This window comes from Cellulomonas algicola (genome assembly GCF_003851725.1).
GTDB classification, from domain to species: domain Bacteria; phylum Actinomycetota; class Actinomycetes; order Actinomycetales; family Cellulomonadaceae; genus Cellulomonas; species Cellulomonas algicola.
The window spans coordinates 1-10752 of record NZ_BHYL01000154.1; the positions used below are offsets into that span (position 1 = coordinate 1).

The window sequence follows — 10752 nt, forward strand, 5'->3', positions numbered from 1 at the left end:
CCCGCCCTGGGGGGGCCGGCCTTCCGCATGCGCGCCGGGCGCCGACCCTCGGGCCGTCCCGCGCGCCCGCTCGACCCCTGCCGGGCCACCCGGACGACCGTCCGGCGGGCCGCGCAGAGTGCCACGACCTGCACCGTCACCGCAACGGTGACCTTCTGGGAGGAGCGCCGCTACCGTGAGTGAGGTGACAGCGAACACCGAACCCGTCGCGACGCGTGAGCGCACTGTCGAGGGCTTCGTGCGGGAGTACCTGCGCGAGCTGAACTTCGGGCAGGGAGTCGACCTCTCCCGTGCGTCCGTCAACGACCAGTACCTCGCGCTGGCCCGTACCGTCCGCCACTACCTCATGGTCCGCTGGCTCGAGACCCTCCGCCGGCAGTCCGAGCTCCAGGCCAAGTCCGTCGCCTACCTGTCCGCGGAGTTCCTGCTGGGGCGCCAGCTCGACAACGCCCTGCTGGCCGCCGACCTCACCGACATCGTCGAGGAGGGGCTCGCGGGCCTCGGCATCAGCCTCGACACGCTGCGCCAGGCCGAGGTCGAGCCCGGTCTCGGCAACGGCGGCCTCGGCCGCCTGGCGGCGTGCTTCATCGACTCGCTCGCCACGATGAACGTCCCGTCGATCGGCTACGGGATCCGCTACGAGTACGGCATCTTCCGTCAGACGTTCGTCGACGGCTGGCAGGTCGAGAAGCCCGACTCGTGGCTCACGCTCGGCTCGCCGTGGGAGTTCCCGCACCCCGAGATGGCCGTCAACGTGAGCTTCGGCGGGACCGTCGAGGACTACGAGGACGACGACGGCACCACCCGGAAGCGCTGGCTCCCGGGCTGGAGCGTGCTCGGCGTCCCGTACAACTACATGGTCCCCGGCTACGGCAACGGCCGCGTCAACACCCTGCGCCTGTGGTCGGCCCGCGCGACGCGCGCGTTCGACCTGGAGATCTTCAACTCGGGCGACTACGCCCAGGCCGTCCGCGCGCAGACGTTCGCCGAGAACATCTCGAAGGTCCTCTACCCCGAGGACTCGACGCCGCAGGGCAAGGAGCTGCGGCTCCAGCAGCAGTACTTCTTCGTCGCGTGCTCGCTCAAGGACTTCGTCGACCAGGTCCTGCCCAAGGACTTCGACCTGACGAACCTGCCCGACCGCATCCACTTCCAGCTCAACGACACGCACCCCGTGATCGCGATCCCCGAGCTCATGCGGATCCTGGTCGACGAGAAGAAGTGGTCGTGGGACGACGCGTGGAGCGTCGTGCGGCAGGTCTTCTCGTACACGTGCCACACGCTGCTGCCCGAGGCGCTCGAGGTGTGGTCCGTCGAGCTGCTCGGCCGGCTCCTGCCGCGACACCTCGAGATCATCTACCGCATCAACGAGCAGTTCCTCGTCGGGCTGCGCGCCGCGTACCCCGACGACGAGCTGCGGGCGCGCCGCATGTCGATCATCGCGGAGTTCCCGGAGCGCGGGATCCGCATGGCGCACCTCGCGACCGTCGCGGCCGTCAAGGTCAACGGTGTCGCGGCGCTGCACTCGCAGCTGCTGCGCGACAAGGTGCTGCACGACTTCGCCGAGTACTACCCCGGCAAGTTCACCAACGTCACCAACGGGATCACGCCGCGCCGGTTCCTGCGGCTGTCCAACCCCGGGCTGTCCGGGCTTGTCACCGAGGTCCTCGGGTCCGAGAAGTGGGTGACCGACCTCGACGAGCTGCGCGCGCTCGAGCCGCTCGCGGAGGACGCCGAGTTCCGTCGGCGGTTCCGCGAGATCAAGGCCGCGAACAAGCGCCGGCTCGTCCACCTGCTCGCCGAGCGCGACGGCATCGTCCTCGACCCCGAGACGATGTTCGACGTCATGGTGAAGCGGCTGCACGAGTACAAGCGCCAGACGCTCAAGCTGCTGCACGTCGTGTCGCTGTACGAGCAGATCACGTCGGGTGCGCTCGACCCGGCCGACGTGACGCCGCGGACGTTCGCGTTCGGCGCCAAGGCCGCGCCCGGCTACCGGATGGCCAAGCAGATCATCGGGCTCATCAACGCGGTCGGCCGGACGGTGAACGCCGACCCCGCGGTCGAGGGGCGGCTCACGGTCGCGTTCCCGGCGAACTACAACGTCACGCTCGCCGAGACGCTCATCCCCGCGGCCGACCTGTCCGAGCAGATCTCGCTCGCCGGCAAGGAGGCGTCCGGCACGGGGAACATGAAGTTCATGCTCAACGGCGCCCTGACGATCGGGACGGACGACGGCGCCAACGTCGAGATCCGCGAGCTCGTCGGCGACGAGAACTTCTTCCTGTTCGGCCTCACCGAGCCGGAGGTGGCGGACGTCGTCGAGCGGGGCTACCACCCGACGTCGTACTACGAGACGAACCCGCAGCTCCGGCACGCGCTCGACCTCGTCGCGTCGGGCGCCTTCTCCGACGGTGACCGCAGCGTGTTCGAGCCCGTCGTCTCCAACCTCCTCCACGAGGACCGCTTCCTGGTGCTCGCGGACTTCCAGGCGTACGCCGACGCGCAGGCCCGCGTCGACGCCGCGTACGCCGACCCGGAGGCCTGGACGCGGTCGGCGATCATCAACGTCGCCCGCGCCGGGTTCTTCTCGTCCGACCGGTCGATGCGCGACTACCTCGACCGCGTCTGGCACGCGGCGCCCGTCGACCCGAGCGCCTGAGCCGGGCCCGACCCGACCGCCCCGTGGGGCCTCGTCGCGACGTGCGGCGGGGCCCCACGGGCGTCTCGGAGGTCACGGGCTCCGCGCGCGTGGGCGGTGCCGTGACGGTGCGCCGCCGTGACGTCGCGGCGTCGCGGGCGCGGGTGGTCGTTAGGGTGGGCGCGTGAGCCCCAAGAAGCCGCAGGAGATGAAGCCGTCGACCGCGGCCGCCAAGCTCGACGTCTACCTCCCCGCGACGCCGCCCGAGTTCCAGGCCGGCCCGGTGACGCGCGACGAGCTCGCCGAGCTCCAGCGCAACCCCCCGCAGTGGCTGGTCGACCTGCGCCGCGACGGGCCGCACCCGCGCACCGTCGTCGCGGGCCGCCTCCGCGTCTCCATCAGCGGCCTCGCGCGCGGCGGCGTCACCGACCCGCTCACGACCGCGCAGATCGACGCCCTGATCGCCGACCCGCCCGAGTGGCTGGTCCGCGAGCGCGCGACGTTCGAGGAGGTCCGCCGCGAGGAGCGGCGCCTGCGCGCGCGCGAGACCGACCGCCGCGCGGAGGCCGCCAAGCGCGCCGAGGACTGACCGTTTCCCACCGTCGCGGTCGAGCTCGTCAGTCCGTGCCGGGCTCGCGTCCTTCGGCCGACGAGCTCGACCCCGGGTGACGAGCCCGGAGAGCGCTGGGCGCCGTCACCGGCCCTGGCGACGGCCCCGGTTCGTCCCGCCGCGCTGCGGACGGCCGGACGACGAGCCGCCCCCGCGCTTGCCCGATGCCCCGCCCCCGCCCGTCTTCCCGGCACGCTTGCCGCCCGACGAGCCCTGCGCCTTCGTGGTCTTCCTGCCGCCCTTCGGCGACCGCCCCGCGGGCTCGGGCGTGCCGCGGCCCCGCGACGACGCGGCGGTGCGGCCGCGGACGATGCCGATGAACTCCTCGGTGAGGTCGTCGTGCGTGTCGGTGCGCCAGGTGAGCGCGACGACGGAGCCGGGGGCGTCGGTGACCGGGCGGGAGACGAGGCCGCGGCGGTGGTGCAGGCGCGCGACGGACAGGGGCAGCAGGACGACGCCGATCCCGGCGGCGACGAGGTCGACGGCGTCGGCGGTGGTCGCGACCGGGCCGCCCGCGAACGGCTCGCCGGGGGCGTCGGTCCAGCCGACCAGGTCGTCGTCGGGGCGGACCACGGTCTCGTCGGCGAGGTCCCCGGGTGCGACCTCCTCGGCGACGGAGAAGACGTGGTCGCGCGCGGCGACGACGACGGTCTCCTCGGTGTAGAGCGGGATCGCGGACAGCGCGTCGCGGTCGACGGGCAGCCGCAGGATCGCGACGTCGGCGTCGCCCGCGCGCAGGGCGGGCTCGGCGTCGGGCGGCTCGACGACGACGAGCTCGAGCGGGACGTCGGCGAGGCGCTCGCGCCACACGCGCAGCCAGCGGTCCGGGTTCACGCCGGGCACGACGAGCACGCGGAACACGCGACCCGCTCCGCCGGTGTCGTCCGCCCCGGGTGTGGCGTGCTCGTCGGCGGTCATCGGGTTCTCCTCATGACGACGTCGCGGACCTCGTGGCCCAGGTCGATTCCGCGCTGCTCGAACTTGGTGACCGGGCGGTGCGCGGGGCGGGCGACGAACCCGTCGGCGGTGTTCTCCAGGCCGGGGTCGGCGGTGAGCACCTCGAGCATCTGGTCGGCGTAGTCGGCCCAGTCGGTCGCGCAGTGCAGGGTGCCGCCGACCCGCAGCCGGGACCGCAGCAGCGCGACGTGCGCGGGCTGCACCAACCGTCGCTTGTGGTGCCGGGCCTTGGGCCACGGGTCGGGGAAGAAGACGTGCACGGCGTCGAGCGTGCCCTCCGGGACGTGCCGGCGCACCAGGTCGAGCGCGTCGCCGTGCGCGACCCGCACGTTCGTCAGGGCCGCGCGCTCGATCAGGACCAGCAGGTTCGCGACGCCCGGCAGGTGCGCCTCGACGGCCAGGTAGTCGCGCGACGGGTCGGCGGCGGCCATGGCGACGGTCGTCTCGCCCATGCCCGACCCGATCTCCAGCACGAGGGGCGCGAACCGCCCGAACAGCGCCGCGACGTCGAGCGACCCGTCGGCGCGCAGCGGCGCCCGGCCGAGCGCGTCGTCGTGCACCGAGAAACCGAACCGCGGCCACAGGTGCGCGAGCGCGCGCTCGCGATCGCGCCCGAGCGTCGCGCGTCGTGGGTGGAACGTGCGCAGCGGCTCGTGGGCTCGCGACGCGACGTGCCGGAACGCGTCGGAGGGCAGGGTCACCCCGCGAGCCTACGGAACCCGCGCCGGTGCTCGTCCTCGTCGCTCCCTGCGAGGGCTGACGGCCGCGCCGCCCGGCGTGCCGGCCCGCGGACCGGCACGCCGAGGGCCCGGCTCGTCGGCAGGCCGGTCCGTCGTCAGGCCGGTCCGTCGTCAGGCCGGTCCGTCGTCAGGCCGGTCGTCGCTCTCCGCGATGAGCGCGAAGACCTCGCCGAACGGGCCGGAGACGATCGACATGCGGCCGTAGGGCGTGTCGGACGGCGGGCTCAGGACGGTGCCGCCGAGGTCGACCGCGCGCTGCGTCGCGGCGTCGGTGTCGGGCGTGCCGAAGTAGAGCGTCCACGCGGCGGGCGTCTCGGGGTCGACCTTGTCGCTGTAGCCCCCGATGCCGCACACGAGCTGCCCGTCGAGCCGCACCGAGGCGTACGTGAACCCGGGGCCGCTCATGTCGTCGGCCGTGAACCCGAAGACGTGCTGGTAGAAGGCGAGCGACGCGGGCTGGTCGTGCGACATCACCTCGGTCCACACGATCGCGCCGGGCTCGTCCGTGACGTCCCACCCGGTGTGCCCGTGCGGCTCCCAACCGCCGAACACGGCACCCGTCGGGTCGACGAAGATCGCCATCGACCCGAAGTCGACGATCTCCATGCCCGGCAGCAGCACCTGCCCGCCGGCCTCGGTGACGGCGTCCGTGGTCGCGGCCAGGTCGTCCGTCGCGAGGTACAGGCACCAGGCCGACGGCGGCGCGGGGTCCTCGCCGGTCGGCTCGCCCATCCCGACGACGCGGCGCCCGCCGACGAACGCCTGCGTGTAGCCGCCGACCTCCGGCCCGCCGCGCTCGAACCGCCAGCCCAGCAGCGCGCCGTAGAACGCGATGGCGCGGTCCAGGTCCGGCACGGTGATGTCGGCCCAGGCGGGGGTGCCCGTGGGCCAGCTGCCCCGGTGCGTCGTCATCGGTCCTCCTCGTGGTCGGTGCGTGCCCATCCCACACCGTTCCTCCGGGTCGCACCACGCGAGCGATGGTGCTAGTCACGGACGCATGACGCAGCCGGGTCCGGACGAGCCCGCCGTCGACGTCCTGGGGGTGCCTCAGGAGGCCGAGGACGACGGGCACGGCGAGTCCGCGCTCACCGTCGCGATCGCGCTCGGCGCGAACGTCCTGATCGCGGTCGCGAAGACCGCCGCCGCCGTGATCACGGGCGCCGCGTCGATGCTCGCCGAGGCCGCGCACTCGTGGGCCGACGCGGGCAACGAGGTGTTCCTCCTCATCGCCCAGCGCCGCGCGGCCAGGCCCGCCGACACCTCGCACCCGCTCGGGTACGGCCGCGAGGTGTACGTGTGGTCGCTGTTCGCGGCGATCGGCCTGTTCGCCGTCGGGGCGGGCGTCTCCATCACGCACGGCATCCAGGAGCTGTCGCACCCGGAGCCCGCGTCGGACTTCGGCATCGCCTACGCGGTGCTCGGGGTGTCGCTCGTGCTCGAGGGCGTGTCGTTCGTGCAGGCCTCGCGGCAGGCCAAGCGGGCGGCCGCGCGACGTGACCGCGACCTCGTCGACCACGTCCTCGCGACGTCCGACCCGACGGTCCGCGCGGTCTTCTTCGAGGACGCGGCCGCGATCGTCGGCATCCTCATCGCGACCGGCGGGATCGCCGCGCACCAGGTCACCGGCTCGGCGGTGCCCGACGCGATCGGCTCGATCCTCGTCGGGATCCTCCTGGGCGTCGTCGCCGTCGTGCTCATCGACCGCAACCGCCGCTTCCTCGTCGGGGAGGCTGTCGACCCCGCCCTGCACGCCGCCGCGGTCCACGCGCTCCTCGCGCTGCCCGAGGTCGCGCGCGTGACCCAGCTGCGCCTCGAGTTCGTGGGCGCGCGCCAGGTGTACCTCACGGGAGCCGTCGACCTCGACGGGGACCCGGGCGAGACCGAGGCGTCGCACCTGCTCGCGTCGCTCGAGCGTCGGATCTCCGCGACGGCCGGCGTCGTCGGGGCCCTGCTGTCGCTCTCCGAGCCGGAGGAGCCGTCGATCCACGACTGACCGCCGGTCATCCGCGAGGGGTGACGCGCACGACGAGCCCCTCCCGGGACGCTGGGCGGGACGCGGGGACGGGGGTGGCGATGACCGAGCCGACGACCGACTTCCGCGTGCCCGTGCGGCAGCTGCTGAAGCTCACGATCCCCGCTGCCCTGGTGGGCATCCTGTGCGGGCTCCTGCTCATCGGGCTGAGCGCGCTCGCGAAGGTCGTCGAGGACTGGCTCTGGGACGACCTCTCGGGCCTCTTCGGCCTCGACCGCGACTCGCCCGTGTGGATCGTCGTGATCCTCACGCTCACCGGGCTGCTCGTGGGGCTCGTCATCCAGTTCGCGCCCGGGCACGCCGGCCCCGACCCCGCGTCCGCAGGGCTCGTCGAGCCGCCGCTGCCGCCGCGCGTGCTGCCCGGGCTCGCGCTCGCGATGGTCCTCATGCTCGCGGGCGGCGTCAGCCTCGGCCCCGAGAACCCGATCATGGCGATCAACGCCGCGCTGGTCGTGTGGATCGGCGCGCGCGTGGCGGGACGCGTCGGGGTGCCGCAGTGGATGGCGCTGTCGACCGCCGGGACGCTGGGCGCGATGTTCGGCACGCCGCTCGCCGCGGCGCTCATGTTCAGCGAGATGGACCCCGGGGACCGTCGCATCCCGCTGTGGGACCGGCTGTTCGCGCCGCTCGTGTCGTCGTCGACCGGTGCGCTGACCATGCTGCTGCTGTCGGACCTCGACATGGCCATGGACGTGCCCGAGTACCCGGGGCTGCACGTCACGGACCTGGCGATCGCGGTCGCCGTGTCGCTGGGCGCCGCCGCGCTCGGGCTGCTCGCGTCGTACGTCTTCACGCCCCTGCACCGGCTCGTCCACCGCGTCCGGCAGCCCGTCCTGCTGCTGACGCTCGGCGGGCTCGTGCTCGGTCTGCTCGGCGCCGTCGGCGGGTCGATCACGCTGTTCAAGGGCCTCGACCAGATGAAGCAGCTGCCCGGCATGGTCGGGGAGACCACCGCGCTGGGGTTCCTCGCGTTCGCGCTCATCAAGCTCGTCGCGCTGCTCGTCGCGTCGAGCGTCGGGTTCCGCGGCGGGCGGATCTTCCCCGCGACGTTCGTCGGGGTGTCGCTCGGGTTCGCCGTGAGCGTCGCGTTCCCGTCGGTCCCGCCCGCGCTCGCCGTGGGGGCCGCGACCGTCGGCATCATCGTCGCCGCGACCCGCAGCGGGTGGCTGAGCATCTTCCTCGTCGTCGCGATCATCCCGCAGGCCACGCTCATCCCGCCGCTGCTCTTCGCGACGCTCGCGGCCTGGCTGCTCGTCACCAACCGGCCCGAGCTGCGGGCCGCACCGCTCGACGAGCCGACACCCGCCGAGGCCGGCTCGGGGGCGCCGCTCACCCCGCCGGACACCACCGAGGAGCAGGGGTCCGTCGACCGTACGTGAGCGCCCGTCCGGCCGAGGCCGCCCCCGGGGGCCGACACGACCGGTGACCGCGGACGTCGACCGGCGCGGCCGGCTCAGGCCCCGGCGACCGTCCCACCGTCGACGCCCGCGCGCCACGCCACGACCGCCGCCGTCACGTCCGCCCCGAGCACCCGCGTGAGGTCCCGCGAGCGGTACGGCGACGTCGACGCCGCCGCCAGCGGCGCCGAGTCCTGCACGCGCGCCGCCAGCCGCGTCAGCGCCGACCGACCCTGGTGCTCGTACGCGTCCTGCTCGCCGTCCGTGAGCGCGACCAGCAGCGAGCCGCTGACCGGGCCCTGGCTCACGTGCACGTCGAGCAGCAGCGACCCGTCCGACTCCAGCAGGAACCACGACGACGGCTCGTGGTCGACGACCTTCACGACGCCTCCGGGCGACCGCCCGTCACGCGGTCGAGGAAGCCGACGACCTCCTTGAGGTAGCGCTCGCGGGCCGGCGCCGGCGACAGCGCCAGGTCGTGCGCACCGCCCGGCACCTCGACGAACGTCACGTCCCGTCCGAGGCGCGGGGCGAGCGTGCGGATGTGCGCGACGTCGAGCACCGAGTCCGTCGTGAGCAGCGCGTCGTGCTCGCGGTCGTCGGGCCCGGACGCGTCGGACGCGAGCACCAGCACCGGGACGTGGACGTCGAGCCCGTGCGCGACCCGCCGGTGCCCCGCCCGGATCGCGCGGATGAACCCGGCCCGCGCCGGGAAGCCGTCGTGCGGCTTCCAGGTCAGGTCGAAGTCCCACTCCCCGCCGGTCTCGCTGTGCAGCGCGCGCCCGTAGTGCGGCGCGATGTGCCCGACGACGACGTCCGGTGCGACCCGCCCGACGACCCGCAGCGCCTGCGTGAGCGCATGTCGTTCGAACCACGACCCCCGCAGGTCGAGCCACGGGCTGTTGAGCACCACCGCGTCGACCGCGCCCGCCCGCCCGTTCGCCCACAGCGCCGCGACCAGCCCGCCCGTCGAGTGCCCGAGCAGCGAGACCGACGCGTACCGCTCGCGCAGCAGCCGCACGGCGGCGTCGATCTCCTCCGCGTACACCGACAGCTCGCGTGCGGCGTTCGGGACGCGGCCCTCGCGGATCGACCGCCCGAAGTCCCGCAGGTCCAGCGCGTGCAGGTCGTACCCGTGCTGGGCGAGCGCGTCGGCGACGTGCGGGTGGAAGAAGTAGTCGACGAACCCGTGCAGGTAGAGCACGGCCCGCTCGCGCCGCGGCCCGTCCCCGGCCAGCGAGCCCGCCGGGCTGACGAGCGTCGCGACCGGGTCGACGCCGCGCGTCGACCGGTGGTCGGGCCGCAGCGGGATCGTCCGGGCGGTCCACCCGTCGCCGAGCACGTCGGGCACGTCGATGACGTCGTCGTCCATGCGCGCGATCCTGCCACCGCTCGCCCGTGGGCCGGCAGCACACGCCGACCAGCCCGCGCGGACCGCAGCGCTCGCCGACCCGGTCGTCACGAACCGCGGCGCGCGCCGACCCGGTCCTCACGAACCGCAGCGCTCTCCGACCCGGTCCTGGATACCGCTGGACGTGCCGAAGCGGTAGCGAGGACCGGGTCGACCGGGCGGGGCAGGTCGGGCAGGTAGGAGGGGGTGCGTCAGGCGACGGACGGGACCGGCGTGGCGGTGCGCATCGGGCGGGCGGCGATGTGGCCCTGGTGCGCGACGTCGAGCGCGAGGCTCGTGATGCGGGCCGTGCCGTCGGCGTCGACCTCGACCGTCGAGACGGACGCGTTGGGCAGCGGCACCAGCCCGACCTCGTCGACCGTGGCCAGGTACGCGCCGAGCGTGAGGCCGTGGCCGACGACGAGCACGTGCCCGTCCTCGTGCTGCGCGGCGATGCGGGCGAAGACGTCGCGCGTGCGGTCCATGAAGTCGCGCGCGTGCTCGCCGCCGGGCAGGCCGGGGTGGCGACCGGCCAGGACCTCGGTCACCAGGTCGGACCACGCGACGACCTCGTCGAGGACGCTCTCGGGCTTCTCCTCGTAGATCCCGAACGCGTACTCCAGCAGCCCGCGGTCGGTACGCAGCGGGATGCCGTCGTGGTGCCGCAGCAGCTCGACGGCCGTGGCGACCGCCCGGCCCGACGGCGAGGACCACGCGGCGGTGAACGGGACGTCGGCGAGGTGCCGTGCGGTGGTGCGCACACCCGCACGGCCGTCACGCGTCAGGGGGGAGTCGCAGCGTCCCTGCAGGACGCGGCGGGCGTTGAAGTGGGTGCGCCCGTGCCGGACGAGCGTCATCGTGAGGGTCATCGGTGCCCTGCTCTCTCCTCGGTGTCGCCCTCGACGCTAGGCACGCGACGTGTCCCCCGGCCGACGGGAGCATGACGCGTCGGCGACGGTTCGTCTCCCCTCTCCCGGTGGCCGCA

10 protein-coding genes are annotated in these 10752 nt (G+C 74.0%); 4 read left to right on the plus strand and 6 right to left on the minus strand.

Annotation, left to right across the window (positions count from 1 at the left end; all coding sequences use genetic code 11):
* Nucleotides 1-175 precede the first annotated feature (175 nt).
* The gene (locus CTKZ_RS10945; protein WP_124342980.1) at nucleotides 176-2662 is read left to right on the plus strand and encodes a glycogen/starch/alpha-glucan phosphorylase; all 2487 of its coding nucleotides are present in this window, start codon (nucleotides 176-178) and stop codon (nucleotides 2660-2662) included.
* A 187-nt stretch (nucleotides 2663-2849) separates the two neighbouring features.
* The gene (locus CTKZ_RS10950; RefSeq protein WP_124342989.1) at nucleotides 2850-3230 is read left to right on the plus strand and encodes a DUF5997 family protein; all 381 of its coding nucleotides are present in this window, start codon (nucleotides 2850-2852) and stop codon (nucleotides 3228-3230) included.
* Nucleotides 3231-3335: 105 nt separating this feature from the next.
* Here CTKZ_RS10950 and CTKZ_RS10955 read toward each other — a convergent pair whose 3' ends face one another.
* The 3 genes from CTKZ_RS10955 to CTKZ_RS10965 all read right to left on the minus strand — a co-directional run bounded on the left by CTKZ_RS10955 (nucleotide 3336) and on the right by CTKZ_RS10965 (nucleotide 5860).
* Nucleotides 3336-4169 carry a substrate-binding domain-containing protein gene (locus CTKZ_RS10955; RefSeq protein WP_124342981.1) on the minus strand — a complete coding sequence of 278 codons (834 nt, stop codon included), beginning with the start codon at nucleotides 4167-4169 and terminating at the stop codon, nucleotides 3336-3338.
* On the minus strand, nucleotides 4166-4909 hold the full coding sequence (gene trmB / locus CTKZ_RS10960) for a tRNA (guanosine(46)-N7)-methyltransferase TrmB (RefSeq protein WP_124342982.1): 744 nt from the start codon (nucleotides 4907-4909) through the stop codon (nucleotides 4166-4168). The genes CTKZ_RS10955 and trmB overlap by 4 nt, the downstream gene beginning before the upstream one ends.
* A gap of 150 nt (nucleotides 4910-5059) precedes the next feature.
* Entirely contained in the window at nucleotides 5060-5860 is an 801-nt protein-coding gene (locus tag CTKZ_RS10965; protein ID WP_160142884.1) for a VOC family protein, read from the minus strand.
* Nucleotides 5861-5945: 85 nt separating this feature from the next.
* Here CTKZ_RS10965 and CTKZ_RS10970 point away from each other — a divergent pair, with 85 nt between their 5' ends.
* A complete protein-coding gene (locus CTKZ_RS10970) occupies nucleotides 5946-6941 on the plus strand; it encodes a cation diffusion facilitator family transporter (protein ID WP_124342984.1) in 996 nt (331 codons plus the stop codon).
* Between the two features lie 80 nt (nucleotides 6942-7021).
* Nucleotides 7022-8359 carry an ion channel protein gene (locus CTKZ_RS10975; RefSeq protein WP_124342985.1) on the plus strand — a complete coding sequence of 446 codons (1338 nt, stop codon included), beginning with the start codon at nucleotides 7022-7024 and terminating at the stop codon, nucleotides 8357-8359.
* A 74-nt stretch (nucleotides 8360-8433) separates the two neighbouring features.
* On the opposite strand, the gene CTKZ_RS10980 is transcribed toward CTKZ_RS10975, so the two are convergent.
* The 3 genes from CTKZ_RS10980 to CTKZ_RS10990 form a co-directional block, all read right to left on the minus strand.
* Nucleotides 8434-8760: a hypothetical protein gene (locus CTKZ_RS10980; RefSeq protein ID WP_124342986.1), complete on the minus strand. Its 327-nt coding sequence runs from the start codon at nucleotides 8758-8760 to the stop codon at nucleotides 8434-8436.
* Nucleotides 8757-9749 carry an alpha/beta hydrolase gene (locus CTKZ_RS10985; protein WP_124342987.1) on the minus strand — a complete coding sequence of 331 codons (993 nt, stop codon included), beginning with the start codon at nucleotides 9747-9749 and terminating at the stop codon, nucleotides 8757-8759. The genes CTKZ_RS10980 and CTKZ_RS10985 overlap by 4 nt, the downstream gene beginning before the upstream one ends.
* 230 nt (nucleotides 9750-9979) lie before the next feature.
* Entirely contained in the window at nucleotides 9980-10636 is a 657-nt protein-coding gene (locus CTKZ_RS10990) for a histidine phosphatase family protein (protein WP_124342988.1), read from the minus strand.
* Between the last annotated feature and the right edge of the window lie 116 nt (nucleotides 10637-10752).